This is a genomic window from Streptomyces sp. NPDC006368 (assembly GCF_040612535.1).
GTDB lineage: Bacteria > Actinomycetota > Actinomycetes > Streptomycetales > Streptomycetaceae > Streptomyces.
Map to the genome: position 1 here is coordinate 14,491 of NZ_JBEXQK010000028.1, position 25,999 is coordinate 40,489.

The following is a 25,999-nucleotide window of genomic DNA, read 5'->3' on the forward strand; positions in this document are numbered from 1 at the left end:
CCGGATAGACGGCGGACGGCCGCGGCTGGGGTAACCGGCCCGGCCCCGGTTCCGCGCGTGGGGTCGCGGCGGGCTTACTGCCGAACGCCATCAGCGCGAGGACAATCGCGCCGAACACCGCCAACTCGCGGCCTGCGCCTGCGGCGTTACGCCAATGCCCCCGCACTCTCGTACCGTCCGACCTGAAGTACTCCCTGACAGCGGGCACGTACCCCTCCCTTCATCGACCCTTCATCGACCGAAGTGCCCCTCCCCTGGGTGGCCGGTCAATGAAACCAACCGGACACTGACACATCGTCAGCGAAGCACTGCGCCGCCGTGTGCCCGTCACGATGCGCAGGCCCCTGTTGTGACCGGTCTCGTGCCCTTGTCGGTGGTGCCCCGGCCTGCGTGGGGTCCCGCCCGCCGCCGCGGCGGAGGTGCCTCGGGGAGGGGCGGGGGCTGCGGGGCGGAAGGCGGGCGCTACCGTCGTACGCCGAGGATCGGAGTCCCATGGTTCGTACGTTCAGCGTTTCCGACAGCATCACCATCGCGACGAGCCCGTCGAGGGCGTACCACCATGTCTGCGACCCGACCCTGATGGGCCGCTGGAGCCCGGAGAACCTGGGCGCCACCCTGGGTGAGGGGCACGGTCCTGCGCATGTCGGCATGGTCTTCGACGGCCACAACAAGCGGGGCCCGTTCCGCTGGACCACGCGGTGCACGGTGACCGCGGCCGATCCGGGTGAGCTGTTCCGGTTCCGGGTCCACGCCATCGGCCTGAAGCGGCCACGGCTGCGGGGACCCATCGCCACATGGGAGTACCGGTTCGACCCGGTGCCCGAAGGTACGAAGGTCACGGAGACCTGGACGGACGACCGGCGCGCCTGGCCCGACTTCGTGGCCCACGCCTTCGACAGGGTCGCCACGCGCGGACACACCTTCGCCGACTTCCAGCGCCGGAACATCCGGACAACCCTGCGCAATCTCAAAGCGGGGCTCGAAGCCCCCTCCAGCACGGTGTGACGGCGTTGCGACGAACGCCGGGCCCGCAGCAGGCCTGTTCCTGGCGGGCGGCGCGGAAGAAACGATTCGAGGGGGCGGTATGAAGGTGCCGGGCAGAACGGGATCACGTCTGCACCGTGCGGGGGTGCGCTACTTCCACGCCGTGGAGCAGGGCTTGACCGGCGTGTCGGGCCCCGGGGTTCCGGCCGACAACGAGGCGGGGGTGATCGGCTGGGGCACGTCGTGGCGGATGCAGGGATACTTGATGCTCGCGGAGCGCACCGGCGATCCCCGGTACGCCGAGCGTCTCGCCGAGCTGGTCGACCAGGTCATGGAAGCCCGCGACGATGTCCGGAACACCGAGGATCACCGGGGCCGCAGCCGCCCTGTGTGGAGCACCTCCGGCAAGTTCACTGTCTCTTCTGTCGTCATCCCGGACACCGAGGGCCACCCGGCCCTTGAAGTGAGGGTGTGTCCGCCGCACACACGTCACCTGCGGGTGACCGTGGAGCCGGAGCCGGAAGGCCGGTTCGCGCTGACGGTCGCCGGGCCCAAGCGCACCCACGCCTTCACGGTCAACGGGCTGAGCCTCGATCCCGCGGATTCCCGTCGTGCGGACCGCGCGCTCTACGCGGCGTACGAGCAGCGCAGCGGCGTCACCGCCCGCCTCCTCCCGACGCCTCATCCGCACATACGCTCCGGCACCTACACCCCGCGCCCCGCGATGGTGGCGCTGGCCGCGCAAACCGGGATGATCACCTATCCGATGGCGGGCTTGGTCCGCCTCGCCCGGGAGCACCCCGCCGCGGTACCACCATCCGTCCGGGCCCGGCTGGACGGTTACCTCGACGCCGCCGTCGCAGCCGTCCGCGCCCATGACGAGCAGTGGGCGACCACCGGCGACGGGCGCGGCCACTACCGCTGGCTGCCCGACGAACCTGTCTCCTTCGCGGGTGCCGAACTGCCGACCAACGAGTTCTTGGCCATGGGCCGCACTCTCGTCCAACTGGCCGTCGTGACACGCGATGAGGAGTTCACGCAGAGGGCAGCCGCGATGGCGAGGGCGCTGCGCGGTGATCTGACCGTGCGGAACGGTGTGGCGACATGGCCGTACTGGCCGAGTTTCGGGCGGGTGTACAAGGGCTGGTCGGCCACGGGTTCACCGGACGACGACGGCTCCCTCTACCGGCCCTCCTACACTCCCGTCACGGTCCCCGAGGACGTCACCCACGCCCTGATCGACATCGACTTCCTGCGCCTCTACCACAACACCCCGACGCTGCCCCCGGTGTTCACCAGTGGCGACATGCGTGCGGTGGCGGCCACGTTCACCAGCCACGTCGTCCGGCGCCACCGCCTGCGTTCCCGCGTCCGCCACGACGTCGGCGGCAACGGCCGCGCGGGCACCGACCGCGAGCAGGCGCATGTCGCCGCCTGGCTTCCGCTGCGAGAATGGTCCCCGGCCGTGGCCCGCAAGGTGCGCGCCGTCCAGCCGGACTTCCCACCGCCGCCGCTGATGGGCGTCGACACCTACTGCGGCGCCCTGCTCGCCCTATGGGGCTGAACCGGCCGCCACCGCAGGACGCCCTGGTCGCGGCGGAGCCGTAACCAGGGGGGTGGCTACCGACAACCTCGCGGAACCCTGCTGGTGGGCCGACAGGTCCCGAGCCGGCCCCAGGGCCGGGGCCGGCTCGGTCGGCGTCAGCAGTTGCGGATGGACCAGACGGGGTTCCAGTCCACGCGACTGCCGCTCATGGCCGGGTGAGCTGCCGGAACCTGGCCGCTCGCACCGTAGAAGTACGCGGTGGCGCCGCCGGTCTGGACATTGGTGTGGTAGCCCTCGCCGCTCCAGTTGTACAGCGCGTACCTGTTGCAGGTGTAGAAGAAGACCTTGCTCTTGCCCACCGTGGGATCCCAGACCCCGGCACAGAGGTACCCGGTGGGGCAATGGGCTTGCTCGCCGCGCGGAACGTACACGTGGCTCACGGCCGGCGAGACTGTCGGTGACGCCGCGGCCATGGACCGGGCCGAGACCGTCTCGGCGGTCTTCTGCGGCGCGATGCGAACGTGGCCGCCGCTGCCGCCGTTCGAGGGGGACGCGGCCTGGGCCGGGCGGCGGAGAGAGCGGCCAGCAGCAGCCAGGCCAGGACGCTGATGGTGCTGAGGACTGAGCGCTGGGCGCGCATGGATGGATACCTCCTGTCGGGACGACGCGGGCGGTGCCGGCTCGTCCGGCTTCCTGCCGGACAGCACCGGGAGTTCGCGTCGCGCCGCGTCGTCATGCGTACCGGATGGGGGGTGGGGCGCCGGGCCGTGCCTCCGCACGCAGACGCCGTTCCCGCTCGTCGCACCCTGGTGACGCAGTGGAGGCCGTCGTCCCTGACATCTGTCAGGAGCCGCTCACCGCCGGGACCGGGTAGCGGCCCGGCCGGGTACCCGGTGCGCCGACCTGCCGGCCCGCCGAGTGGGCGGCAACTTCCCCGGACCGCGGATAAGAAACGCATAAATTCGAACGTGTGGCTGCGTTGGGGCGGGGCAGACGCCGGAGCGGAGGTTGATAACAATGGTTCCCCTGCTTCTCGTTCTTCTGCTCGCCCTGATCCTGTTCGGCGCGGGCTTCGCGCTCAAGGCACTGTGGTGGATCGCCGTCATCGTGCTGGTGGTGTGGCTTCTGGGCTTCGTCATGCGCTCGGCCGACGCCGGCGGCAAGCGTGGCCGCTGGTACCGCTGGTAGACGACACCCCGGCATTCAACACTGACGCGGGCCGCACTCGACGCTTCGAGTGCGGCCCGCTTTGTCACGTCGAGAGCGGCCCCGCAACCGAAGTGAGCCGCGTCTCCGGTGAGTTTTCGTTATCCCCGGCTCTTCCCCCGGTCTCCCAGGTGTCGGACAGACAGCTGTTCGAGGGAGAGAAGGGCGAGACGTGAGCGACGAACGTACAGTGCGGGTGGTCAAGGCGGCCCAGTCCGGGGACCAGCGGGCGCAGGACGAACTGGTCTCTGCGTACCTGCCGCTCGTCTACAACATCGTCGGGCGGGCGTTGAGCGGGCACGCGGATGTGGACGACGTCGTCCAGGAGACGATGATCCGGGCGCTGGGCGGACTCGGCTCGCTGCGGGATCCGCGGCAGTTCCGGTCCTGGTTGGTGGCGATCACCATGAACCGGATACGCGACCACCGGTTCGCCCCCGCGTCCGTCGCCGCCCTCCACGACGGGTACGACGTCGCCGATCCGGGGGCCGACTTCGTGGACCTCACGATCCTGCGGTTGGGGCTCTCCGGGCAGCGGCGGGAGGTCGCCGATGCCACCCGCTGGCTGGACGACGGCGACCGGTCGTTGCTGTCGCTGTGGTGGCTGGAGGCGGCGGGCGAGCTGACCCGTGCGGAGGTGGCCGCCGCCATGGAGCTGTCACCGCAGCACACCGCCGTACGCGTGCAGCGCATGAAGGCCCAGCTGGAGACGGCGCGGATCGTCGTACGTGCGCTGGCGGCGGTCCCGCGCTGTGTGCTGCTGGACGACGCGCTGGCCGGCTGGGACGGGATGCCGTCCCCGCTGTGGCGCAAGCGGATCGCCCGGCACGTCCGCGCGTGCACCGTCTGCTCCGGTCTCGGAGCGGGGCTGGTGCCGGCGGAGAGCCTGCTGGTCGGCCTGGGCCTGGTGCCGGTGGGCGCCGCGCTCACCGGGGCCGTTGCGGGGCTGCCGGCCGGTGCCGGGGACGCGTTCGTCCTCACGGGGGCCGGATCCGCGCCGGGAGCCGCGACCTCGGCGGAAGCCAGGAACGGGGCCGGTGCCGGGGCCGGGATCGGGACGACGAACGGTGCCGGGGCCGGGGCCGGGGTCGGCGGCCGAGACGTCGCGGGCGGTCGGCGGCAGGAGAGGCACACCCGGCGCAGGCGGCAGCGCAGGGTGACGGCCGCCGCGGCGGTGGCGGTGCTGGCCGCCGGGGCTGGGGTGGCCGGGCTGAAACTGCTGGGCCCCGGCGACGGCGCCCAGGAGGTGCGCAGCCAGTCCGCCGCCGAGGAGCCGTCCGGCACGCCGCTCGCGCCTTCGGCCGCGCCCGCCACCTCGTCGAAGGGGAAGCCTTCCGCTTCCGCGAGCCCGTCGGCATCGGCGTCCGCCACACCGGGCAAGAAGGCGGCGCCGAAGCCGTCACCCAGCCGGACGGCGCCCGCCGAGCGCCCGAAGCCGGCGAAGCCCCGCCCACGCCCCGAGCCGGAACCCGCGCCGGCGCGGACCGAGGAGGCTCCGGCCGGGTCGTTCGCCCAGCAGGTGACCGCGCTCGTGAACTCCGAGCGTGGCCGGAACGGTTGCGGACCGGTCGGCCAGAACGGCCTGCTGGACACGGCTGCCCGGCGCCACTCCGACGACATGGCGGCGCGCGGCTACTTCGACCACACCAGCCCGGACGGCAAGGGCCCGGGCGACCGCGTCACGGCCGCGGGCTACGACTGGACCACGTACGGCGAGAACATAGCCCGCGGCCAGCAGACGCCCGCCTCGGTGATGAAGTCCTGGATGGACAGCCCGGGGCACCGTGCCAACATCCTCAACTGCTCGTTCAAGGAGATCGGGGTCGGCATCCACGAGGGTCCGGGCGGACCGTGGTGGACCCAGGTGTTCGGCGCGCGCGGCTGACGGGGGCGTAGGGAGCGGGTGGCCGGCCGAGGCAGCGGCTGCGCGCTCGGGCGGTACGGGACGTGCCGATGCTCGCCGGGCGTTTCCCGGTGGGCGCCGGCGAGGTGGGGCGGGCAGGCGGACCATGGGCGCCCTGCCCCGCCCACACCGGGGCCGCATCGGCCCGACGCTCCGTGGTCCTCGGGCCCGTCGGCGGGGTCAGCGGCGGGTGTGCTGCCGGTACACGGTGGTGGCGAGTGCCGTCATCGCCTTGCGGGTGCGCTCGGCGTCCTGCGCGTGATCGATCGCCTCGAGGGCGGCGGCGGCCGAGGTGCGCACGGTGTGGGAGAGGCCTTCGTACGCGGCGATCCGGTAGGCGACGGTGCGGCGGGCGTCGCGTTCGTCGTCGGAGACGCTGTCGGGGCCGGTCAGGGGAAAGACGGCGGCCTCATAGGCCGCGATGCCCACGAGTACGGCGTGGGCGAGGCCCGTGGCGTAGCCGTCGGCGGTGGCGGCGTCCCGGTCGTGCTTCAGGCCGGCGAGCACACGGCGGCGGGCGAGGAACGATCCGGTGCAGGCGCCGACTCCGGCGGCTGTACCGGTGAAGGCGGCCATGGCGGGGCCGTTGAGGAGGTACCCGCAGCAGGCCCCCATGCCGACCGCGGCGATCGTCAGCAGCGCGGTGATGAGGTGTGGCGCACGCGCGGCGGCTCGGGTCTGCATGACCGGCAGTATGCCGGGCGCCCCCGAGTGCCGCCGCCCCAGGTGTGACGCCATCCGCTGGGCCCGTGCCGCGCACGTGGCCTGTGGTGCACGCGCCGAGTCTCGGGACTACGTTCGGCGGAGCCCGTCGAGGTAGGCGAGCACGGCGTGGTCGTCCGTGCCGTCAGCGATGACGGCCGTGTGGGTGTCGGGCCGTACGAGCACGAGCGCGTCGCCGTCGATGCCGTACGCGCGTCGGGCCTGGCCGTCGGTGTCCCGCAGTCCCGACGGCTCCGCGTCGATGCCGTGGGCGCGGACGAGGTCCCCCCGTTTCTCGCGCACCTCTCGCAGGGCCACCGAGGCGCCGGGGCCGAAACCCAGCAGCGTGAAGTGCGGCCCGGCGAAGAGCTCGAACAGCCGGACCCGGTCACCCGCCGCGTCCTGGCACAGTGCGTCGGGAGCACGATCCCCGGGGCGCAGAGCCGCGTTTCCGGCGCCCGGGGCCAGGGAGCTCCACCGGTATCCCTGCGGGACGGCCGCCGGAAGGGCGGCCTCGGTGCCGGTGCCGGGCTCCTTGACGGCCTCCAGTACGTGTCGCAGCCGCTCTGTGGTGATGCGCAGGGTCCGGGCGGCGATGGGGAGCCGCTCCTCCTCGTAGGTGTCGAGCAGTGGGGAACCCGCCTGGCCGGTCACGGCGAGTGCCAGTTTCCAGCCGAGGTTGTAGGCGTCCTGGATGCCGGTGTTCATGCCGAGGCCGCCGGCGATCGGGTGCACATGCGCGGCGTCTCCGGCGAGGAAGACCCGGCCGACCCGGAACCGCTCGGCCATGCGCACGTTGACCCGCCAGGTCGACAGCCAGGTGGCGTTGCGCAGCCGGACCCCGGCGACCCGGGCGTGGCGGTCGAGGAGCCGCTGGAAGCCGTCGAGCGTCGGCGGCAGGGGCTCACCGCGCTCGTCGAGTTCGGGGCTCGCCTGCACCTGGAAGGAGTACGTTCCCGGGACGGGCCACAGCATGATCCCGCCCTCCGGGGTGAACCACTGGTGCCAGTGGTCACGGTCGACCCCTTCGGCCTCCACATCCCCGCACACCATGGACTGCGTGTCGGCGGTTCGGCCCTCGAAGGCCACGCCGAGTGTCCTGCGGACCGCGCTGTGTCCTCCGTCGCAGCCGACCAGGTAGGCGGCCTCGACGGTACGTCCGCCGGTGAGCGTGGCGGTCACGCCGTCCTCGTCCTGGGTGAAGCCGGCTATCTCCGTGCCCGGTTCGACCTGTACGCCGAGGTCGGCGAGGCGGTCGCGAAGGATGCCCTCGACGCGCCACTGGCCGATGGAAACGGCGCTGTCGAACGGGGTGCCGGGAAGAGGCGCGTCGTTCGCGAAGGGGTCGGTGTCACTGACGTGCACGCCGTCGAAGTACTTGCGGAGGACTTGGTGCGTGGTGCCGTCGGTGAGCAGCCGGTGGGCGACGCCGAGGTCTTCGAGCACTTCCATGCTGCGCGGGTGGAGGCTCTTGCCTCGGGATTCCCGGTGGTGGAAGGCGCTCTTGTCGATGATGCGCACGGCGACGCCACGGCGGGCGAGGTCGCAGGCCAGGGTGAGGCCGGTGGGGCCGGCGCCCACGATCAGCACGTCGGTCATGGAGATCCTCTCGTTGTCCGGTCACACGACTCAACCGGACCGGAGAGGAAAACGCAACCTGGTTACAATCTATACTTGGTTTCTCCAACGGCCGCGACCGTGGAACTCCGGGGCTTCGGGCTTCCGACCTCGGGTCAGGGCGCGGGACGTCGCGCACCGGGGCGGGCGCCCCGAGGATCCGGCGAATCGGCACGCGCCTTCGCCGGACCCGCGCTCACCGTGGGGCCCACGACCGACCGCAGCCGTGGCTGACCGGCCCCGGCCGTGGTCAGTGCATGCCGTGCCAGTGCGGAACGGACGGCATCATGCCCGGGGCCATCGAACGGGCGCGCTGCCACATCCCCCGGGCCTGTTCGGCCGGACGCTGCTGCTCGCCGTGCAGGGCGTTGAGGAGCAGCAGGCCGCCGGTGAGCGCGGGGACGGCCCACTGGGCACACGCCAGTTGCCGCTGTGCCTTGTCGGTGTCGATCGGGTGCTTGGCCGCCTTCTCGGCGTCCTGGGGGTCGGACGAGGCAGCCAGTTCGATCTTCTTGCCCAGTACCCGGCTGTAGGCGGTGACGGCCAGCGCGACGCCGGTCAGGACGGTCTTGGCCAGCGTCGAGGCGGCGACGCCCTGCTGCGCGGGGATCCGGGCGGCGTTCACCGCCAGCAGACCACTGCTCCCGACCAGGTGCACGGCGATCGCCGCCGCGTTGACGGGCGTCCACTTCGCCCACCCCGAGGAGGCGATCCGGGCGGTCGTCTCCCAGGTACCGCCTTCGTCGCGGGCGGCGCCGTTCAGCCCGACCGCTCCCATCAGGGAGCCGCCGAACCAGGCGGCCAGCCCCACGTCGTGCATACCGCGCAGCAGCGTGTTGCGTTCGGACATATCGGCTCCCTTGCGACCAGGCGGAAGAAGCGCCGACGAGGACGGCCGGCGCCTCCCCCACCGTGGCCCACGCCGCGGCGGGCCGCCATCTGTACTGGTACGAACGCGTCGCTCCGCCGGATCAGGCACCGCGGCCGGGGTGCGGGGACGCGGCGCACGCGGGGCTCAGGGGCGCCCGGGGTCAGGAGGAGAAGCCGACGATGCCGTAACCGGGCCGGGCCTCCGCGTGCCGAAGCCAGCCGATGCAGTCCATGACGGCCTCCACCACCTCCGGCTCGAGCGGTGGGGCGTGCCCCTTCCTCTTCGTCTCCTCGAACTGCTCCAGCGCCCGCGCGCACTGCTCGGGCGTCCACTCGCCACAGCCCGGTACATACGTCCACGGCAACGGATCGGGCAGGTTGCCGAAGCTGAACGCCTCCACGGACACCGCGGTGATCCCGAGCGCCTTCAGGCCCTGGTCCACCACGGACAGCCAATCGCCCCGGTACGGGCAGAAGCTGGAGTTGTCGAGGAAGGAGCCGGTGAGCGAGCAGAGCCGTTTGTAGGCGTAGCCGTACTGGAAGGCGTGGTCCTTGTTCTCGTGAAAGGGCCCTCCGTGCACCACCGCGTGGAGCGCTTCGTACGCGGTGGGGGCGCCCCTCTCCACCTCGGACCGGAAGTAGTCGTCGTCGCGGGCCAGGTCGTCCCCGAAGCGGGCCCGGATGGTTTCCAGCAACTGATCGTCCCCGGAGCCGATCAGAGCGCGCGTCGCGGACAGGTCGAGCAGATGGACGCTCAGCGAAGAACTCATGCGAGGAACCTACCGGGGGCCACTGACAGTGCGCCTGACGGCCCTGATGTCGGGATCCAACCCCTCCCCACCCAGGCGTACTTGACCGAGTGGCACGCCGCGTTCCACCGTGCCTGGTAGCCGTACCGTCCCGCGTCAGCCGCTCCCGCCTCCCGAGGGGTTCCACCCGTGGCCCAGCGAACCGCCCCCATCGTCCTCGATCCCACCGGCGCCGACCGGCACACCGAACACCGCCTGCTCCGCGCCCAGGGTCCTGCGGCTCGGGTCGACATCCTCGGCGTACCCGCGTGGGCCGTCACGGACCCCGCCCTGCTGAAGGAGCTGCTGACCAGCCCGGACGTGTCGAAGGACGCGCGTCGGCACTGGCCGGCGTACGACAGCTTCGTCCCGCACTGGCCGCTGTCGTTGTGGATCGCCGTGGACAACATGTTCACCGCGTACGGCAGCGACCACCGCAAGCTGCGCCGGCTCGTCGCCCCCGCGTTCAGCGCCCGACGCGTCGCCGCGCTGAAGTCGACCGTCGACGACATCGTCGGCCGGCTCCTCGACGGCCTGGAGGCCACCCCGCCCGGTGAGCCCGCCGATCTGCGCGAGGCCCTCGCCGTTCCGCTGCCCATCGCCGTCATCGGTCACCTCATGGGCGTTCCGGAGAACCGGAGGGAGGGCTTCCGTACGGTGGTCGACGGGGTCTTCGACACCACGCTCACCTCCGACGAGTCAGCCGCGAACACCGTGCGCCTCTACGGCGTCCTGGACGACCTCATCGCCGCGAAGCGGGCCGAGCCCGGCGACGACATGACCTCCCTCCTCATCGCGGCACGCGACGCGGAAGGCGACGGGTCGGCCCTCACCGAGCACGAGTTGCGCGACACGCTCCTGCTGATGATCGCCGCCGGGTACGAGACCACGGTCAACGTCATCGACCAGGCCATCACCGCGCTGCTCACCCACCCCGAACAGCTGGCCCACGTCCGCTCGGGCCGCGCCGACTGGTCCGCCGTCGTCGAGGAGACGCTGCGCCACGAGCCGGCCGTCAAACACCTCCCCCTGCGCTACGCCCTCGCCGACCTCCCCCTGCCGGACGGCCGGACCATCGCGAAGGGCGAGGCCATCCTCGCCTCGTACGCCGCGGCCAACCGCCACCCCGACTGGCACGGCCCGGACGCGGACGTCTTCGACGTCACCCGGATCACCAAGGACCACCTGGCCTTCGGCCACGGCGTCCACTTCTGTCTCGGCGCGCCCCTCGCACGGCTCGAGGTCGCCGCCGTCCTCGAAGGGTTCTTCCGCCGGTTCCCCCAAGCTCAGCCGGCGGTCGACGCCGCCCAGTGGGAACCCATCGCGTCCCTGATCAGCAACGGGCACCGGGCGCTCCCGGTCCACCTGCGCCCGCGTACCGGCTGAATGCGCCGGCCGGCTGCGTACGCCCGCGGGCGGTCACCCCGTGGCGGCGAGCCGGCGCCGGTAGCGCACACCGGGCTGTCCGTCGATGCTGACGTCCTCCACGATGGTGAATCCGTTGCGTTCGAGCACCGCTCTGGACGACGCGTGGTCGAGCGTGGTGATCGCGGTGAGAACGGACAGCCGGTACGCCCCGGTGGCCAGGCGGCACACGTCCTCGACCGCGGCGGTCGCCACGCCCCGGCCGGCGGCGCGCTCGCCGATGCGGTAGCCGAGCTCGGCGGTTCCGTCCCGGACGTCGACGAGGTTGACGCGGCCGATCAGTTCCCCTTGGTCGCCCACGACGACATGGAAGTGACACAGGCCTGTCTCCTGCTCGGCGAGCAGGGCACGGTGGCGGGAAGCGAAGTCCGCGAAGTACGCGTCCCCGCGGTCGGGCACGAACCGTGCGAAGTAACCCCGGTTCTCCCGCTCGAAGACGAGCAGGGCATCGGCGTGTTCGGCCCGGAGCCGCTCCAGTTTCGGCATGGCCGGCAGCATACGTACTCGGCTCTCCGCCGACATCCCGCGGAACGGGCCGGTCCGGGACCACGTCAGTGTGCGGAGTGGCTCGGCGCGGGAGCGGGGACGATGTCGAACAGCTGGTACGCCTCGGTGAGGTGCAGCACACCCAGGGGCTGGTCCTGAAGCCCGGTCACGGCCATCCGGCCCCCCTCGGAACGGAGGCGCCGGCGCAGGCGGAGCAGCAGATTGAGACCGGCCGAGTCCATGAAGGAGACGCCGGTCAGATCGAGCAGCAGAGTCTTCCCACCGAGCGGGATGATGACGGCGGCCGCTTCGACGTCGGGGCAGGTGGTGATGTCCATTTCGCCGCTGACGGCGATGACGGTCTCGTCGGGACGGTGGGTGACGGTGACGGCAAACGCGTCGGTCATGGTTCACCCCAGTGGGGATCGAGCCCATCACAGCCGCCCTGTGCGAGGGCGGGCCATCATGTGCGCGGCGTCGGACCGCGCGCAGCCAAGCAAGACAACCCGCACCGGGCCCCGGCCACGAAGTGGCCCTGGGACAGCGCGGGGGCTCCCGCCAGACCAGGGCTGGCTTCCTCGAAGCGTTGCACACCCACCCCCGGCGGGACCAGCCCATGCCCATTGTGGGCGAATTCTTGACCGTCCGGATACGAACCGGGGAAGACGCCGGCCGGCCGGAGGTCGGCACCGGCCGACCCGATACGAACACGGACCCGGAGACGAACACGGACCCGGGCACGGACGAGCTCGGGCACTGGGCCGGGACCTGAACGTGGGCACGGGCTTGGCTCGGGCGCGGGCACCGGTTGCGGACGTGACACCGGCCCCCAGCCCGTGGGGGCTGGGGGCCGGTGCCGCAAGGAGTGTGGCGGCTCAGCGGGTCGTGAGCAGGCCCTCGCGCAGACGGGCCAGCGTGCGCGACAGCAGGCGGGAGACGTGCATCTGCGAGCAGCCGAGGCGTTCACCGATCTGGGACTGGGTGAGTTCCTCGACGAACCGGAGGTGGATGATCTGCCGGTCGCGCTCGTTCAGCTCGGCGATCAGCGGGGCCAGGGAGTGGAAGTCCTCGACCAGCTCCATGGCGGGGTCTTCGGCGCCGATGAAGTCGGCCAGGGCCGCCTCCCCGTCCTCGTCGCCGTTGATGGCGGCGTCCAGGGAGGAGGAGTTGTAGCCGTTGGAGGCCAGCCGGGCCTCGATGACCTCCTCCTCGGTCAGGCTCATCAGCTCGGCCAGCTCCTTGACCGTCGGTGTGCGTCCCAGGCGGGTGCGCAGCTCCTCGGTGGCCCGGGCGAGCTCGACGCGCGCTTCCTGGAGGCGGCGCGGCACGTGGACGGCCCAGGACGTGTCGCGGAAGAACCGCTTGATCTCGCCGACGATGTAGGGCACGGCGAAGGTGGTGAACTCGACCTCGCGGGTCAGCTCGAAGCGGTCGATGGCCTTGATGAGGCCGATCATGCCGACCTGGACGATGTCCTCCATCTCGTCCGCGCCGCGGCTCCGGAAGCGGCCGGCCGCGTACCGCACGAGGGACATGTTCATCTCAATGAGCGTGTTGCGCACGTACTGGTACCGGTGCGTGCCCTCTTCGAGAACGGCCAGCTGGTCGAAGAACTGCCTCGACATCGCCCGCGCGTCCTTCGGCGTGACCTTCCGCGGATCGACGATCTCAGGCAGCTCAGCGGAACCGTGGTCAACATGTGTGCGCGAAATCGTCGTCGCAGTCATGCCTCATCCCTCCCTCGCAGTAAACCGGCCCGTTTCTCCTGCTGCGGACCGACGTCAGCCCGCCTACCCAGCTCTAATCGAAGTATGTGCAAGTTTTTTTCCGACTGCTGCGAACCGGCGCCGTAACGCGTTTTTCCAGCGTTCGGCGTCAGGAGAAACAGGCCGTCCGCCCTCTCGGCCGCTCGCCCTTGCCGGGGCCCGCCACATGGGTGATAGGGCCGGACCCGTGTTCTTTTCCGGTGTGCCGCGTGGGATCGATGCCAGGCGGGTGCCGAGGCATCTGCTCGTCTGTTCGGCCCCGTGGCCGTGCGCGGTGGGCATGGAGGCGCATACGAGGAAGCGGTCCGTCCGGCGTGTGCCGCCACTGCTCAGGGGCACACGCGGGGCGCGACGGCCGCCCACGCCGGGCACGCCGGGCACGGCCACCGGACACACGAACAGGCCACGAGACGAGAAGGAGCAGCTGATCATGGGACACGGCGGGAACGTCATCCAGGAACTGACCACGGACCACCGTGAGGTGGACTCTCTCTTCGCGCAGATCGAAGCACTGCCCGCCGGGGACGAGAAGCGGCGTGATCTCGCGGACGAGCTGACCATTGAGCTGATCCGCCACGCGGTGGCCGAGGAGGAGTATTTGTACCCGACGGTGCGCCGCTACGTCGACGGCGGTGACGACCTCGCCGACAAGGAGATCGCCGACCACGGCGAAGTGGAGCGCATGCTCAAGGAGCTGGAAGGCTGCGAGGCCGGTGACGCCCGCTTCGACACGTTGATCACGCAGCTGAGGACGACCGTCTCCGCGCACGTCACGGACGAGGAGAACCGGCTGTTCCCCCTGCTGGCCGAGTCGTGCTCCGCCGAGGCGCTGGAGAAGCTGGGCGAGAAGGTGCGCTCCGCCAAGAAGACCGCACCCACCCGCCCGCACCCCTCCGCGCCGGACACCCCGCCGGCGAACAAACTCCTCGCCCCGGGCGCCGGCCTGGTCGACCGGATGCGCGACATGCTCACCGGCCGCGGCAAGCAGGGCTGACCGGCCGCTTCGCCCCAGCATGGCCCCGGCACCGCGTGCCGGGGCCATCGCGCTGTCCACGGCGGGGCGGCCGGCCGCGTGCGCTCCTCCGTACCGCTTCGGGGCCTCTCCGACTCCAGGACCCCTCCGGGCCCGGGACCCCTCCCGGCCCGGGGCCGCTCGGCTCCGTGCCGCATGCGAGCGGGCTGAGCGGGCATATGGACGTCCCGAAGGGGAGGACCGCCATGACCATGACCAAGCAGCCGGTGGACCCGGCGGGGGCAGACCGGTGCCCCACCTGCGCCGACAGAGACACGTCAGCAGAGGAGAAGCAGCCGGAATCCGCGCGGGAGCGCGTCAACCGCAGGTGGAACGAGATCCTTCAGGAGACGCGGGTCGCCCAGACCGGCGTGCAGATCCTTTTCGGCTTCCTGCTGAGTGTCGCCTTCACGCCGCAGTTCCGGACCCTGGACACGTTCGACCACGTCGTCTACGTCATCACCGTGGTTCTCGGGGCGTCGGCCACCGCCGCGCTGATAGCCCCGGTGTCCATCCACCGCATCCTGTCCGGCCAGCGCATGAAGGACGATCTGGTGGAGACCGCGCACCGGCTGATGATGTGCGGCATGGTGCTGCTCGCCCTGACCATCGGCTGCGCTCTGCTGCTCATCCTCCACGTCGTGGTGTCGGACCTCCTGGCCGAGCTACTGGTCGGTGGGGTGATGCTCTGGTTCGGGCTGTGCTGGTACGCCCTGCCTTTGTGGCTCCGTCGGCGCTCCACGCGACGCCTGGGCCGGGAACAGGACTAAGGCGTGTCGGGCGGATCATTGCCCCATGGCAGGTGCGCCTTGGGCAATGATCCACGGGACGCGACTGAGGACTGGGTGTCAGGTCATCGCGAACTTGGCAACGTACTCGTCGAAGGGCTCGATGCCGACTTCCGCACGAAGTTCGTCCATGCGCTCGGGCTCTTCACAGGGCCACGGAATCGGCGACCCATCCTTCACGCCGGCGATCTGGGTGCCGTAGATCTGTTTGCGGCCCTCATTGACCAGCGTGCGGTCGCGAAGAAAGGCCAGCTCGCGCGGACTGGCCGAGCCTGCCGACACCGCCTGCTCCATCAGTTGGAGGGCGCGCCGCTGGACGTCGAGCTGCCGGTCAGCGTGCTGGGCGACCAGCCATGCCGCGCGGGCGGCTTCCTCGCCGACCAGTTCCGCAGTCGGCCAGCCGTACCGGTCCATGATCTCGCCGAGTCGGTCACCGTGCCGTGCGGTCAGCCGGCGCCACGCCAACTGCTCGGCTGGGTCATCGCTGTTCGCGTGGACTGAGGACTGGTGATCCGCCACGGCCATGTCGGTGAGTTCAACCGCCAGCGCGGCAACGTCGTGCGTCACTCTCGACTCCCTGGTCACGTCGGTGCGTTGTGCTCGTCGACGGCAACCTTAAAGGCGCAAACCAGGCGTAAAGATCATTCCGGAGAACGGTTACAGGCACCTCTCCGTACCTGGATAATGGATCCATGCCCGGAGCCAGAGCCGGATCGCTGCAACGGTGTCGCGGCAGACGCAGGCACGCTTATCGAATCTCGTGGCCACGGCGCGGAAGTTCTTGAGGGCGTTGATCGTCCGCTCGTCTTCGTTCCTGCGCTTGTAGATCGTCTTGTCGAAACCGGTGGGCCGCCCGCCATGGCTCCCGCGGCGCTTTCGGTCGGCCCGCCGGCTCTTCGGCTCGGGGATGGTGTGCATGAACTGCCGTCGCCAGGTAGCGGCGGTTGCGGCGGGAGGAATACGCCTTGTCGCCGCCGAGATGGCCCGGCCGGGGCGCGAGCGTCCACCGCCGAGCCGGCCTACCCGGATGCGTTCCATGACAGGGATGAGCTGCGGGGCATCGCCCCACTGGCCCGGGGTGATCAGCAGGCCCAGGGGCCGGCGTCCGCCTTCCCCGGCAAGGTGGATCTTGCAGGTCAGGCCGCCCCGGGAGCGTCCCAGCCCCTCGTCGGGGCGGTGCTGTTCGCGTCGAAGAACAGACGCGAGCGGCCCCAGCGCTCGGCGGCCGTGCCGAACTCGGCACGTGTCGCTCACGGGCTTCCCTCATCTCTCGGACGGTTCGCCCGCCACGACGACACGCGGTGGGTGAGGATTCCACGGCCCCCCCTCCAGGAGAACGGACCGGTTTGAGGGGAATGGATGCGGGAGGACGGGGAAGGCGCACCTCGCATGTGACCAGGGGAGGATGTGACACCGTGCTGCTGCCGGATCCGCGTGAGCTGAGGACGCTTCTCGCACGCTTCGCCGACGTGAGGATCACGCTCGTGCACCGCCATGACCCCGCTCTCCAGCGAGAGCTGGACGACATCAGCTACTCGTTGTGCGTCATGACCGGCACACGGGAGCTCGCCGACGCGCTCGCCGCGGCGGACGCGATACTGGCCGAGCCGCGACGGGCCCACCCGGCGCGCGAAGCGGCCGTCCAGGACGACATCACCGTCGTCGCCTGACCGTCCCGGACAGGTCCGGCCCGTCGGGTCCCGGTTCGCGCGGTCCCGAGCGGCCGATTGCAGCTCGACGGGCTCCGATCGGCCGGGGTCCGGCCGACTGGATCCCCCGGTTGGCTCACTCCCCGCGGGGCGCTGTGGTGGTCCGACGGCGGCGGGGTAAACGGACGGCGTTCAGCCCGACCACCCCCCTCAAGGAGCCGAGCATGACCGATGACGCCTACCTGTTCCTCCTGGACGACGCCGCCGCGCCGCTCGGCGTGCCGCCGGCCACGATCGGGGACCTCGCCTGCCTGGAGACTCCCGCGGTACGGGCCTGGCTCGACGCGCACGGCGCCACGGTGACCTCTCCCGAGCTGCGGGTGCTCCCGCCCGAGGAGACGGCCGCCATCCCCGAGCGGGCGGAGCGGCTGCCGGTGCCGCTGAGTGAAGAGGAGCTCAGCCTCGTGCGTCACGCCGTCGTGCCGGAGGCCGTCGCGCGGGTCGAGGAGGAGCTGCTGGCCTACCGTGACTGCGCGGAGGGACGGGACGCGCTCCTCGGGCGGGCGCTGGCCGCCGGTGTACCGCCCCACCGCATCGTGGAGTTGACCGGCGAGGACCCGGCGACCGTGACCGCCGTCGCCGGCAGCGGCGCCTGACGACGGCGCCGCACCTCGCGCGCGGCCCGCGCACGTCCACGAAACGCGGAGCGGCGCTGTGAGGAGGTTCCCGCCCCCACAGCGCCGCTCCGTTCAGCCCTGGGTGACCGCACCCGGGGCTGCCGCGCCGGTCACCGTCTGCCGGGCCGGCGGGCCCAGCCGCTTCCGATCCCGGCGATGTGCAGGGCCAGCAGCGTCAGGCCGAGGAGCATGACGTTGCCGGACGAGAAGACGTCGTTCGTCGTGATGTCGGCGGCGTTGATCAGGAACGCGATGAAGAACAACACCGCCGCGGCCATACCGAGCATGGAGTGCTCCCTTCGAGTGGTGACACCCGTGTGCCCGCCCTGCGCTCCGTCAGACACCGGCGGGACAAAGCCGCATGAGGACGTCGGCGCCCCACTCCCCCACTCACCCCGCTCCCCCGCACCGGCAGCGCGCCACACACCGGTATCCGGTCGCGGTGGCCCATGGCCGGTCGCCGGTCACCTGTCGCCTGTCGCCTGTCGCCGGCGCTACGACGTGAGCTGCCCGGCCGGGCGTTCCAACGCGTCCCGGGCGGCGGCCCGCGCCGCCTCGCGGTCGTGCGGGACCAGGCCGATCCGGGTCCGGCGGTCGAGGACGTCCGACTCGTCGAGGGCGCCCTCGTGGCGTACCGCCCACAGGAGTTCGGCCCCGGTGACCGGGTGGCCGGGTACGACCGGGCGGGCGAGGGCCGGGTCGGCGAGCCCGAGTGCGTGGACGGCCGGGGCCTCGGTGCCGTAGCGGCGTACCAGACGCCGGGGCGCGTCGAGTGAGGCGAGCGTCCCGGGGCGGGCGGCGCCGACCAGCGGCAGGGAGGCGGTGCGGCAGGCTCCCGCGGTGAGGCCGCGGGCGGTGACGGCCGCGTCCACGGCGTCCTGCGCCATGCGCCGGTAGGTGGTGAGCTTGCCGCCGACGACGGTGGTGACGCCCTCGGCCGACGTCAGCACCGCGTGCCTGCGGGAGATGTCGGCGGTCCGGCCCGTGCCGCCCGGCCCGGAGGTGTCGAGCAGGGGGCGGAGTCCGGCGAAGGCGCCGATCACGTCGTCCCGGCCGAGGGAGACGTCGAGGGCGGAGCCGAGGACGTCGAGGAGGAACCCGATGTCGGTCTCGGGCACGTCGGGAACGTCCGGGATGTCGCCGTCGACCGGTTCGTCGGTCAGGCCCACGTACACCCGGCCGTCGCCCTGCGGCAGGACGAGGACGAACCGGTTGGCCTCGCCGGGGATGGGGATGTGCATGCCGGCGGTGAGGCCGCCGAGGTCCTGGGAGCGCAGCACGAGGTGGGTGCCCCGGGAGGGCCTGAGCCGGATGTCGTCGACGAGGCCGCCCGCCCAGACCCCGGTCGCGTTGATGACGGCGCGGGCCGTGACACGCAGTTCCTCGCCGGTGAGTTCGTCGCGGACGCGGGCGCCGCCTCCGTCGAGGGCGAGGGCCCGGGTGCGGGTGAGGACGCGGGCGCCGTGCGCCGCCGCCGTACGGGCGATGGCGGTCACCAGCCGTGCGTCGTCGGCGAGTTGACCGTCCCAGGAGAGGAGCCCCCCGCGCAGGCCGGTCGACCGGAGCGCGGGTGCCATGTGCCGGGTCTCCACCGCGGAGAGGGTGCGCGGGGCGGGCAGGGTGGAGCGGGAGGTACGGGCTGAGGCCCGCAGGAGGTCGCCCGCGCGGAAGCCGGCCCGGGCGAGAGCCGCCTGGGCGCGGGAGACCAGGGGGGTCAGCGGCAGGACGAACGGCTGCGCGGCCACCAGGTGGGGGGCGGTGCGCTCCATGAGGATGCCGCGTTCGACGGCGCTCTCGTGGGCGATGTCGAGCTGTCCGGTGGCGAGGTAGCGCAGGCCTCCATGGATGAGCTTGGAGCTCCAGCGCGAGGTGCCGAACGCCAGGTCGTGGGCGTCGATCGCGGCGACGGTCAGGCCCCGTGACGCGGCGTCGAGCGCGGCGCCGGCCCCGGTCGCGCCGAGGCCGACGACCAGGACGTCGACCTGGGCTCCGTCGGCGAGTTCGGCCAGTTCTCGGCTGCGGCGCGCCGCGTTCAGCGACGACGGCGCACCGCGGGTGGCGGGTGTCTCGCGGACGAAGGGTGCGGCGGGGCCGGGCGGGCGGAGGCTCATGGGGTGAGGGTCCTCTCCAGAAGGGTCCGCAGTTCGCCGAGGAAGGCGGCCTCGCCGAGTTCGGCGTCGGCCTCGTCGGTCATCGTGCGCAGCGAGAGCGTGAAGGACTGGACGACGAGCAGCAGTGAGCGCGCCTGGAGATGGGGGTGCGCGACGCGGACGGAGCCGTCGGCGTGCCCCTCCTCCAGGGCCCCGGTGATGAGGCCCAGCAGCGCGTCCTGGCTGGCGCCGCGGCGGTCGAGCACGTACGGCAGAAGCAGCTCGGGATCCACGTCGACGATCTTGCGGAACAGCGGGTGGTCACGGAAGGCCCGGACGCCGGCGACCAGGCCGTCGACCAGCCTCCGCCGCGTCGGGGCGCCGGGATCGGTGGTCGACATGGTGGTGACGGCGAGTCCGATCCACTCCCGGGTCATCAGGTCGCCGACGAGGGTCCGTACGTCCGGCCAGCGCCGGTAGATCGTCATACGGGAGACGCCGGCGCGGCGGGCCACGTCGGTCAGGGTCGTACGGCGGACGCCGACGGCCAGGACGCAGTCGCGCGCCGCGTCGAGGACGGCGTCTGCGTCCGCATGGTTGTGACGAATGGGCGTCATCTGTCACAGTGTAATGCCAGTGACGGCGGCGTGCCCGTGACCCGCGAATCCGACGGTGAGGAACCAACCCAAGTGGACATGTTGTGGAGCGGCTGGGGGGACCCGGCCAAGGCGGCACCCCTGCCCGACACCGTGATCGGCCTCCTGCGCGACCTGCTCGGCGTCACCCCGCGCGAGGGCGCCGCCGCCTCCCTGGACGCCATCGCGGTCCCCGGCACACCGCTCACCGACGAGACGCTCCGCGCCCTCACCCACTGCCTCGGCGACCCGGCGCACGTGCGTACGGACGCGGAGAGCCGGATCCGGCACACCCGCGGCAAATCCACCCCCGACCTGCTGCGCATCCGCGCCGGCGAGGTCGACGACGTCCCCGCGGCCGTGCTGCTCCCGGGAAGCCACGACGAAGTGCTGGCCCTCCTGCGCGTCTGCGCCGACCACGGGGTCGCCGCCGTCCCGTTCGGCGGGGGCACCTCCGTCGTCGGCGGTCTCGCTCCCGAGCGCGCCCGCTTCGTAGCCCTGGACCTGCGGCGGCTGGACGGACTGCTCGCCGTGGACGAGGTCTCCCGTACCGCGACCCTCCAGCCGGGCCTGCGCGCACCGCGGGCGGAAGCCCTCCTCAACGAGCGGGGCTTCACGCTCGGCCACTTCCCCCAGTCGTACGAGTGGGCCTCCATCGGGGGCTTCGCCGCGGCGCGCTCCAGCGGCCAGGCGTCGGCGGGCTACGGCCGCTTCGACGAGATGGTGCTGGGCCTCACCGTCGCCACCCCGGAGGGCACCTGGGAGACGGGCCGCGCGCCCCGCTCGGCGGCCGGACCCGATCTGCGCCAGCTGCTGCTCGGCTCGGAGGGCGCGTTCGGGGTGATCACCTCGGTGACCGTACGCGTCCGCCCGCTGCCGGAGACCCGGGTCTACGAGGGGTGGCGCTTCCCGTCCTTCGAGGCCGGTACCGCCGCCCTGCGCCGACTCGCCCAGGACGGGCCGCGCCCGACGGTCCTGCGGCTGTCGGACGAGACGGAGACGTTCATCGGCCTCGCCCACCCCGACCGTATCGGCAGCGCCGATGCCCCGGCGGCGGCCGGCTGCATGGCGATCGCCGGGTACGAGGGCACCGCGGTCGAGGTCGCGGACCGCAGGGCCCGCGCCCGTGAGGTGCTCCTCGCGGCGGGCGGCGAGTGCGTGGGCGAGGAGCCGGGAGAGCGCTGGGCGCACGGCCGCTACAACGCCCCCTACCTGCGCGACGCGCTGCTCGACGCGGGCGCGTTCGCCGAGACCCTGGAGACCGCCGCCTTCTGGTCGGCCCTCCCGGGGCTGTACGAGGGCGTACGCCAGGCGCTCACCACCACCCTGTCCGATGCGGGTACGCCCCCGCTGGTCATGTGTCACGTCTCCCACGTCTACGAGAACGGCGCCTCCCTCTACTTCACGGTCGTCTCCGCCCAGGGCGACGACCCGGTCGCGCACTGGGCGCCGGCCAAGCGGGCCGCGAACGACGCCATCCTGGCGGCCGGAGGCACGATCAGCCACCACCACGGCGTCGGCACCGACCACCGCGACTGGTACGCGCGCGAGGCCGGGCCGCTCGGCGTCCGCGCCCTCCAGGCCGTCAAGGCGGAACTCGACCCGACCGGTGTCCTCAACCCCGGCATCCTCATCCCCCTCCCCGCACCGCGACTCCCCCACTGATCACCGACCGGTGACCGCTCCCCGCACCGCTGACCCACAAGCCCTGCCTTACGGAGGCGCGCACATGCGACAGTTCACCGCCGTCGTCAACCCGGCCGCGGGGAGTTCCAGCGGTACGGCGGCCCTGCTGCCGCTGGCCCGCCTCATCCGGGAGGGCGGGGCCAGGCTGGAGACCCGCTACAGCCGCAGCCTCCACCACGCCCGCGAGCTGGCGCGGGAAGCCGGGGCGCAGGGCCGGATCGTGCTCGCCGTCGGCGGTGACGGGATCGCGGGCGGCGTCGGCGGGGCCCTCAGCGGCACGGACGCCGTACTCGGGCTCGTCCCGGCCGGTCGCGGCAACGACTTCGCCCGGGCCCTGGGACTGCCGGCCGACGCCCCGGCCCTCGCGGAGATCCTGCTGCACGGCTCGCCGCGCACGGTCGACACCATCGGGGTCGAGTCGGCCGTGCACGCCGCCGGGACGTCCGTCCTGGGCAGCGTGTACGCGGGCGTCGACGCGGTCGCGAACCGGCACGCCAACGCCTCCCGGCTGCTGCGCGGCGCCGCCTCCTACTACGCGGGCGGCCTGCGGGCCGTCGCGTCGTGGCGGCCCGCCGCGTACCGGATCACCGTCGACGGGGTCGAACACGAACGACGCGGCTACACGGTCGTCGCGGCCAACTCCGGTTTCTACGGGTTCGGCCGCAACATCGCGCCGGGTGCGCGGGTGGACGACGGGGTGCTGGACGTCGTGGTGATCCGGCACGCCCCCAAGCGCCTGTTCTTCGCGATGATGAACGAGCTGAGGAGCGGTGCGCACCTGAAGCGCCCCGAGGTCGAGGTGATGCGGGGCAAGGAGATCCGTATCGAAGCCGACCGTGACATCCCGTACGGCGCGGACGGCGAGGTCGACGCCACGCTGCCCGTCACCCTACGGGTGCAGCCGGGCGCGCTGAAGGTGCTCTGCTGACGCCGGACCGACCGGGCCGCTGCCCGGGCCGCCCGGCGCGTCGGTCGGCGGGTCGGTCGGTCGGAGAGACGGTCACGGTGACGTCGATGGGGCGCATGGCCGGGCGCTGACCGAGGTACCCGCTCACCATGGTTGCGCGCAAGAGCTACGCGGTCGCGGCGTCCGGGCAGTGGACGGACGAGGAGGAAGGGCGGCGCCGGTTGCCCACGGGCGAGGTACACGCCTGGGAGCCCGGCAGGAACGAGACGGTGTGCGGACTCTCCCTCAGCCGCTCGCAGCTCGTGCGCCTGCCCGGAGTGCCCTGGCACGAGGCCATCCCGGAATCCGGCGGGGCGGCGGACCGCGTCCAGCGCCTGTGCCCGCGCTGTGCCTCCGTCGCCGGGCGCCGCGGCAGTGACGCCCGCCCGAAGTGGCACCGCGTCAACCCCCGCCCGTGAGGTGCGGCGCGGGTCCAGCGCCCGGACCTGGGCCCCGCGCCGCGTTCAGCCCCGGCCCTGGTCCGGCCCCGGCTTCCAACCCGGACCTGGGATCCGCCCGACGTGGAGCCCCCGGACCTGGGATGTCGGCGGCGGAGACCATGGGCGCCGGCGCCTGCGCCCTCGGGCTGGGCCCCCGGCCCTCGGGGGGCCTCCGCCCCGCCCGCGCGAACTCAGGGCGCGCCCGTGCGTCCCCGTCCCGCGCGTCCTTGCGCCCGCCGGGTCAGGAAGCCGCTTCGGTGCGGGAGTCGGGGCGGGGCGGGCCCTTGCCCCGGCCGTAGAAGCGGCCGATCGGTTCGGCGCTCAGCCCGTGCAGCACGATGCTGACCATGACGGTCATCGCCATGACCCGCGCGACGAAGTCGCCGCTCCGGTCGGGCAGCTCGACGACCGCGAGCAGTCCGAAGACGATCGACGACACGCCTCTCGGCCCCAGCCAGCCGAGGAACAGCCGGTCGGTCGTCGGCAGCCCGCTGCCCGTGAGCACCAGCATCACGGGGACCATGCGCACCAGGGTGACGGCGACGATCGCGTAGAGGACCACCGAGGTCTGGAATCCGTCCCAGAACTCGTCGTTCACGATCTGGCCGAAGAGGAACCATAGGGCGACGGTCAGGAGGGTGACCAGGTCGTTCGTCGTCTCCACGGCGTCCGCCGGGAGGTGCCGTGCGGCCGGCGCGAAGCAGACACCGGCGACGAAGGCGGCGACGAAGCCGTTGCCGCCCAGGGAGACGGACAGGGCGTAGGCGGTCACGGGGACGGTGAGCACACCGATCCTCGTGGCCGAGTGATGGGCCCAGCCGTGTTCCCAGGACCGGCGCAGCAGCCACCCGGTGGTGCAGCCGACGACGGACCCGGCCGCGACCGCCCAGCCCGCCGCTTCGATCGCTTCGAGAAGGGCCTCGCCGTAGTCGGTGCTCCGGGTGTGCGATTCGACGCCGACGGCGACGCAGAGGAGGAAGACGGGTGAGATGATCCCGTCGTTCAGGCCGCCTTCGACGTTCAGCACGTCGCGCAGGCGCGCCGGGATTCTTCGGTCGCGGACGAGCGCCGCGGTGGGGGCGAGGTCCAGCGGGACGACCACGGTCGCCAGAACGGCGAGGGTCCATCCCGGCTGTTCGGGGAAGAAGGCGAGCCCGGTGAGGAACGCGGCGCCCAGGGTCAGCGGCAGCGCGCCGCCGAGCAGGCGCCCGACGAGGGCCTTCTCCCCGCGGATGACGCCGGCGGGGATCTCGGTCGCGTCGGCGAAGAGGATCAGGGCCAGGACGACCTCCACCGCGTGCTCGAAGGCGGCCCTGTCCAGATCGAAGCGGAGCACGGGGTCCGAGCCGCCGGTGAGCGCGATACCGGCCGCCAGCATGGCGATCGGTGCGGTGATGCTCCACCGCGCCAGGCGGCGCGACAGCAGGACCCAGGTGAGCAGAATGCCCGTGATGACGGTGACGGCCAGCATGGCATCCTGCTCTTTTCGGGCGGGCGTTGCCGAAGGTGTACGCAGCTTAGAGGGGTACACCTCGCCGGAGGGGGTGCCGGAGCCGCCGCCCGGTCCGCCGCGTCAGCCTCTTGGCCGTGTCGCTCACACAGGCGCAGTAGCGCGGGAGTCGCGCGCCGTCCGCCGCGTCACTCGGCGCCGTCGGAGACGGGGCCCTCGGAGACGGGGCCTTCGGAGGTGGCACCGTCGGAGGCGAGGCCGGGGCCGTGAGGACGGAAGCAGGCGGTGATGGTCTTCCCGTCCAGGCAGGGCCGGGCCTCCCACGTGTCGGCCAGGGCGTCGACGATGAACATGCCCCGGCCACCGAGCCGCTCGGTACTCGGGGGCCTGGGCACGGGCAGTTCGCTGGAGGAGTCGTGCACGCTGACGTGCAGGCACCGGTGATCCCAGGTGAGGACGAGCTGCGCCGAACTGCGGGCGTGCACATGCGCGTTGGTGACCAGCTCCGACACGGTGAGCAGAACCGAGTCGACGGTTTCCGGCGCGCTGGTGGTCCAGCCCAACGACTCCAGATGTTCCCGCGCCCACTCCCGGGCCGCCTTCGCTCCGCTGGAGATCGGCAAGGAACGTGCCCAGCCGACCGCCCGTACTGTCGATCGTTCCACCAGTGCCCTCCCTGATCCGGTTCGTCCCCGCATCGCCTACCCGGTGACACGCGGCTCACGACGGTTACGGCCCGCTCATCGGGAGGGTCTTCGGGCGCGGCGCGCGACGAGCACGGCGGCCGCCGACCGCTCGCCGATCGCCGTGCCGCGCTCTGTCGAGTCGTTGACGGGGCTGCGGGTACGCCGTGTCGATCAGCGCCGTCGGGGCCTGACGACCCATCCGGGCAAGGCCCCGCAGGTGGTACTCGGAGTGCGTACGCCCGGCCACGCTGCTGGGGCCGGTGGCGGGTGTTCCCGGAGCGCGGAACAGCTCGGCCGGGGGCCGCCGCTGTGGCCGGCTGATGAACCGTGGCCGGTGTGCCGGGCCCCTCACCGGGTGGCGGTGGGAGAGAAGTTGACCGGTGAGGAGCGGCAGACCTGGCAGCGCGTCCACCATGGCATGCGGGAGCGGCGGCGCCTGAACCCGGGCCGTGGTATGAGGTCACCAACGAGGAAAGGTCCCGCTGGGCGCAGGACGCCTCGGGGCCGGGGCCGATGGCGCCCGTGGTGCAGCTGTACGCCCATGCCGTCTCCGGGGCTGCACGGGTCGCCGGGGCGGCCCGCCCGGTTACCCGCCCGGGAGCTCCGGTCGTGCGGCAAGGGGCCGGGGCAGTTCCGCACCGGGCGGT

The 25,999-nt window shown here is 72.3% G+C and carries 26 protein-coding genes and 1 pseudogene; 12 read left to right on the forward strand and 15 right to left on the reverse strand.

Annotated features, from left to right (window positions below; all coding sequences use genetic code 11):
* Positions 1-492: 492 nt before the first annotated feature.
* Positions 493-1,005 (forward strand): SRPBCC family protein, encoded by a 513-nt coding sequence (locus ABZZ38_RS20450; protein WP_356741756.1) that lies wholly within the window; start codon positions 493-495, stop codon positions 1,003-1,005.
* A 124-nt stretch (positions 1,006-1,129) separates the two neighbouring features.
* Positions 1,130-2,548: a hypothetical protein gene (locus tag ABZZ38_RS20455; protein ID WP_356741759.1), complete on the forward strand. Its 1,419-nt coding sequence runs from the start codon at positions 1,130-1,132 to the stop codon at positions 2,546-2,548.
* Between the two features lie 137 nt (positions 2,549-2,685).
* Here the strand turns inward: ABZZ38_RS20455 and ABZZ38_RS20460 are convergent, their stop codons facing one another.
* The gene (locus ABZZ38_RS20460) at positions 2,686-2,889 is read right to left on the reverse strand and encodes a hypothetical protein (RefSeq protein WP_356741761.1); all 204 of its coding nucleotides are present in this window, start codon (positions 2,887-2,889) and stop codon (positions 2,686-2,688) included.
* 658 nt (positions 2,890-3,547) lie between these two features.
* Here ABZZ38_RS20460 and ABZZ38_RS20465 point away from each other — a divergent pair.
* Together ABZZ38_RS20465 and ABZZ38_RS20470 are read left to right on the forward strand one after the other, a co-directional pair.
* Positions 3,548-3,718: a hydrophobic protein gene (locus ABZZ38_RS20465; RefSeq protein WP_356741763.1), complete on the forward strand. Its 171-nt coding sequence runs from the start codon at positions 3,548-3,550 to the stop codon at positions 3,716-3,718.
* A 190-nt stretch (positions 3,719-3,908) separates the two neighbouring features.
* Entirely contained in the window at positions 3,909-5,621 is a 1,713-nt protein-coding gene (locus tag ABZZ38_RS20470) for a sigma-70 family RNA polymerase sigma factor (RefSeq protein ID WP_356741765.1), read from the forward strand.
* Positions 5,622-5,819: 198 nt separating this feature from the next.
* Here the strand turns inward: ABZZ38_RS20470 and ABZZ38_RS20475 are convergent, their stop codons facing one another.
* The 4 genes from ABZZ38_RS20475 to ABZZ38_RS20490 form a co-directional block, all read right to left on the reverse strand.
* Positions 5,820-6,323 carry a hypothetical protein gene (locus tag ABZZ38_RS20475; protein WP_356741767.1) on the reverse strand — a complete coding sequence of 168 codons (504 nt, stop codon included), beginning with the start codon at positions 6,321-6,323 and terminating at the stop codon, positions 5,820-5,822.
* A gap of 108 nt (positions 6,324-6,431) precedes the next feature.
* Positions 6,432-7,940: an FAD-dependent monooxygenase gene (locus ABZZ38_RS20480; protein ID WP_356741770.1), complete on the reverse strand. Its 1,509-nt coding sequence runs from the start codon at positions 7,938-7,940 to the stop codon at positions 6,432-6,434.
* A gap of 268 nt (positions 7,941-8,208) precedes the next feature.
* Entirely contained in the window at positions 8,209-8,808 is a 600-nt protein-coding gene (locus ABZZ38_RS20485) for a hypothetical protein (RefSeq protein ID WP_356741772.1), read from the reverse strand.
* 181 nt (positions 8,809-8,989) lie between these two features.
* On the reverse strand, positions 8,990-9,598 hold the full coding sequence (locus tag ABZZ38_RS20490; RefSeq protein WP_356741774.1) for a hypothetical protein: 609 nt from the start codon (positions 9,596-9,598) through the stop codon (positions 8,990-8,992).
* Positions 9,599-9,766: 168 nt separating this feature from the next.
* Between ABZZ38_RS20490 and ABZZ38_RS20495 the strand changes: the two genes are divergently transcribed.
* Positions 9,767-11,002: a cytochrome P450 gene (locus ABZZ38_RS20495; RefSeq protein ID WP_356741776.1), complete on the forward strand. Its 1,236-nt coding sequence runs from the start codon at positions 9,767-9,769 to the stop codon at positions 11,000-11,002.
* Positions 11,003-11,035: 33 nt separating this feature from the next.
* On the opposite strand, the gene ABZZ38_RS20500 is transcribed toward ABZZ38_RS20495, so the two are convergent.
* The 3 genes from ABZZ38_RS20500 to ABZZ38_RS20510 all read right to left on the reverse strand — a co-directional run bounded on the left by ABZZ38_RS20500 (position 11,036) and on the right by ABZZ38_RS20510 (position 13,254).
* Positions 11,036-11,527, reverse strand: a complete 492-nt coding sequence (locus ABZZ38_RS20500) for a GNAT family N-acetyltransferase (protein WP_356741778.1) — start codon at positions 11,525-11,527, stop codon at positions 11,036-11,038.
* Between the two features lie 65 nt (positions 11,528-11,592).
* The gene (locus tag ABZZ38_RS20505) at positions 11,593-11,934 is read right to left on the reverse strand and encodes an STAS domain-containing protein (RefSeq protein WP_356741781.1); all 342 of its coding nucleotides are present in this window, start codon (positions 11,932-11,934) and stop codon (positions 11,593-11,595) included.
* A gap of 468 nt (positions 11,935-12,402) precedes the next feature.
* Positions 12,403-13,254 carry an RNA polymerase sigma factor SigF gene (locus ABZZ38_RS20510; protein ID WP_356741785.1) on the reverse strand — a complete coding sequence of 284 codons (852 nt, stop codon included), beginning with the start codon at positions 13,252-13,254 and terminating at the stop codon, positions 12,403-12,405.
* A gap of 469 nt (positions 13,255-13,723) precedes the next feature.
* Here ABZZ38_RS20510 and ABZZ38_RS20515 point away from each other — a divergent pair, with 469 nt between their 5' ends.
* The gene (locus ABZZ38_RS20515) at positions 13,724-14,287 is read left to right on the forward strand and encodes a hemerythrin domain-containing protein (RefSeq protein WP_356741787.1); all 564 of its coding nucleotides are present in this window, start codon (positions 13,724-13,726) and stop codon (positions 14,285-14,287) included.
* Positions 14,288-14,511: 224 nt separating this feature from the next.
* Positions 14,512-15,075 carry a DUF6328 family protein gene (locus ABZZ38_RS20520; RefSeq protein ID WP_356741790.1) on the forward strand — a complete coding sequence of 188 codons (564 nt, stop codon included), beginning with the start codon at positions 14,512-14,514 and terminating at the stop codon, positions 15,073-15,075.
* Positions 15,076-15,153: 78 nt separating this feature from the next.
* Here ABZZ38_RS20520 and ABZZ38_RS20525 read toward each other — a convergent pair whose 3' ends face one another.
* Both ABZZ38_RS20525 and ABZZ38_RS20530 read right to left on the reverse strand, forming a co-directional pair.
* Complete coding sequence (locus ABZZ38_RS20525; RefSeq protein ID WP_356741792.1) at positions 15,154-15,660, reverse strand: DUF6624 domain-containing protein; 507 nt, start codon at positions 15,658-15,660, stop codon at positions 15,154-15,156.
* A 90-nt stretch (positions 15,661-15,750) separates the two neighbouring features.
* A pseudogene (locus tag ABZZ38_RS20530) lies at positions 15,751-16,275 on the reverse strand (transposase); the annotation flags it as partial.
* 233 nt (positions 16,276-16,508) lie between these two features.
* Between ABZZ38_RS20530 and ABZZ38_RS20535 the strand changes: the two are divergent.
* On the forward strand, positions 16,509-16,763 hold the full coding sequence (locus tag ABZZ38_RS20535; protein WP_356741794.1) for a DUF5133 domain-containing protein: 255 nt from the start codon (positions 16,509-16,511) through the stop codon (positions 16,761-16,763).
* A 203-nt stretch (positions 16,764-16,966) separates the two neighbouring features.
* Positions 16,967-17,398: a DUF6003 family protein gene (locus ABZZ38_RS20540; RefSeq protein WP_356741796.1), complete on the forward strand. Its 432-nt coding sequence runs from the start codon at positions 16,967-16,969 to the stop codon at positions 17,396-17,398.
* A gap of 131 nt (positions 17,399-17,529) precedes the next feature.
* On the opposite strand, the gene ABZZ38_RS20545 is transcribed toward ABZZ38_RS20540, so the two are convergent.
* From ABZZ38_RS20545 to ABZZ38_RS20555, 3 genes are all read right to left on the reverse strand, one after another.
* Entirely contained in the window at positions 17,530-17,706 is a 177-nt protein-coding gene (locus ABZZ38_RS20545; RefSeq protein ID WP_356741799.1) for a hypothetical protein, read from the reverse strand.
* 207 nt (positions 17,707-17,913) lie between these two features.
* On the reverse strand, positions 17,914-19,530 hold the full coding sequence (locus ABZZ38_RS20550) for a glycerol-3-phosphate dehydrogenase/oxidase (RefSeq protein ID WP_356741803.1): 1,617 nt from the start codon (positions 19,528-19,530) through the stop codon (positions 17,914-17,916).
* Entirely contained in the window at positions 19,527-20,126 is a 600-nt protein-coding gene (locus tag ABZZ38_RS20555; RefSeq protein WP_356741805.1) for a TetR/AcrR family transcriptional regulator, read from the reverse strand. Before ABZZ38_RS20555 ends, ABZZ38_RS20550 begins: the two co-directional genes overlap by 4 nt.
* Positions 20,127-20,198: 72 nt before the next feature.
* Between ABZZ38_RS20555 and ABZZ38_RS20560 the strand changes: the two genes are divergently transcribed.
* The 3 genes from ABZZ38_RS20560 to ABZZ38_RS20570 all read left to right on the forward strand — a co-directional run bounded on the left by ABZZ38_RS20560 (position 20,199) and on the right by ABZZ38_RS20570 (position 23,195).
* Entirely contained in the window at positions 20,199-21,809 is a 1,611-nt protein-coding gene (locus tag ABZZ38_RS20560) for an FAD-binding oxidoreductase (protein WP_356741807.1), read from the forward strand.
* Positions 21,810-21,873: 64 nt separating this feature from the next.
* Entirely contained in the window at positions 21,874-22,758 is an 885-nt protein-coding gene (locus ABZZ38_RS20565) for a YegS/Rv2252/BmrU family lipid kinase (RefSeq protein ID WP_356741809.1), read from the forward strand.
* 128 nt (positions 22,759-22,886) lie between these two features.
* The gene (locus tag ABZZ38_RS20570) at positions 22,887-23,195 is read left to right on the forward strand and encodes a hypothetical protein (RefSeq protein ID WP_356741811.1); all 309 of its coding nucleotides are present in this window, start codon (positions 22,887-22,889) and stop codon (positions 23,193-23,195) included.
* Positions 23,196-23,457: 262 nt separating this feature from the next.
* On the opposite strand, the gene ABZZ38_RS20575 is transcribed toward ABZZ38_RS20570, so the two are convergent.
* Positions 23,458-24,687 carry a cation:proton antiporter gene (locus ABZZ38_RS20575; RefSeq protein ID WP_356741813.1) on the reverse strand — a complete coding sequence of 410 codons (1,230 nt, stop codon included), beginning with the start codon at positions 24,685-24,687 and terminating at the stop codon, positions 23,458-23,460.
* A 167-nt stretch (positions 24,688-24,854) separates the two neighbouring features.
* Positions 24,855-25,364 (reverse strand): ATP-binding protein, encoded by a 510-nt coding sequence (locus ABZZ38_RS20580; RefSeq protein ID WP_356741815.1) that lies wholly within the window; start codon positions 25,362-25,364, stop codon positions 24,855-24,857.
* Between the last annotated feature and the right edge of the window lie 635 nt (positions 25,365-25,999).

Coding starts and splice junctions, on each gene's coding strand:
- ABZZ38_RS20450 (WP_356741756.1), top strand. CDS start 493: ATGGTTCGTACGTTCAGCGTTTCCGACAGCATCACCATCGCGACGAGC.
- ABZZ38_RS20465 (WP_356741763.1), top strand. CDS start 3,548: ATGGTTCCCCTGCTTCTCGTTCTTCTGCTCGCCCTGATCCTGTTCGGC.
- ABZZ38_RS20475 (WP_356741767.1), bottom strand. CDS start 6,323: ATGCAGACCCGAGCCGCCGCGCGTGCGCCACACCTCATCACCGCGCTG.
- ABZZ38_RS20480 (WP_356741770.1), bottom strand. CDS start 7,940: ATGACCGACGTGCTGATCGTGGGCGCCGGCCCCACCGGCCTCACCCTG.
- ABZZ38_RS20485 (WP_356741772.1), bottom strand. CDS start 8,808: ATGTCCGAACGCAACACGCTGCTGCGCGGTATGCACGACGTGGGGCTG.
- ABZZ38_RS20490 (WP_356741774.1), bottom strand. CDS start 9,598: ATGAGTTCTTCGCTGAGCGTCCATCTGCTCGACCTGTCCGCGACGCGC.
- ABZZ38_RS20500 (WP_356741778.1), bottom strand. CDS start 11,527: ATGCCGAAACTGGAGCGGCTCCGGGCCGAACACGCCGATGCCCTGCTC.
- ABZZ38_RS20505 (WP_356741781.1), bottom strand. CDS start 11,934: ATGACCGACGCGTTTGCCGTCACCGTCACCCACCGTCCCGACGAGACC.
- ABZZ38_RS20510 (WP_356741785.1), bottom strand. CDS start 13,254: ATGACTGCGACGACGATTTCGCGCACACATGTTGACCACGGTTCCGCT.
- ABZZ38_RS20515 (WP_356741787.1), top strand. CDS start 13,724: ATGGGACACGGCGGGAACGTCATCCAGGAACTGACCACGGACCACCGT.
- ABZZ38_RS20520 (WP_356741790.1), top strand. CDS start 14,512: ATGACCATGACCAAGCAGCCGGTGGACCCGGCGGGGGCAGACCGGTGC.
- ABZZ38_RS20540 (WP_356741796.1), top strand. CDS start 16,967: ATGACCGATGACGCCTACCTGTTCCTCCTGGACGACGCCGCCGCGCCG.
- ABZZ38_RS20545 (WP_356741799.1), bottom strand. CDS start 17,706: ATGCTCGGTATGGCCGCGGCGGTGTTGTTCTTCATCGCGTTCCTGATC.
- ABZZ38_RS20550 (WP_356741803.1), bottom strand. CDS start 19,530: ATGAGCCTCCGCCCGCCCGGCCCCGCCGCACCCTTCGTCCGCGAGACA.
- ABZZ38_RS20555 (WP_356741805.1), bottom strand. CDS start 20,126: ATGACGCCCATTCGTCACAACCATGCGGACGCAGACGCCGTCCTCGAC.
- ABZZ38_RS20565 (WP_356741809.1), top strand. CDS start 21,874: ATGCGACAGTTCACCGCCGTCGTCAACCCGGCCGCGGGGAGTTCCAGC.
- ABZZ38_RS20570 (WP_356741811.1), top strand. CDS start 22,887: ATGGTTGCGCGCAAGAGCTACGCGGTCGCGGCGTCCGGGCAGTGGACG.
- ABZZ38_RS20575 (WP_356741813.1), bottom strand. CDS start 24,687: ATGCTGGCCGTCACCGTCATCACGGGCATTCTGCTCACCTGGGTCCTG.
- ABZZ38_RS20580 (WP_356741815.1), bottom strand. CDS start 25,364: ATGCGGGGACGAACCGGATCAGGGAGGGCACTGGTGGAACGATCGACA.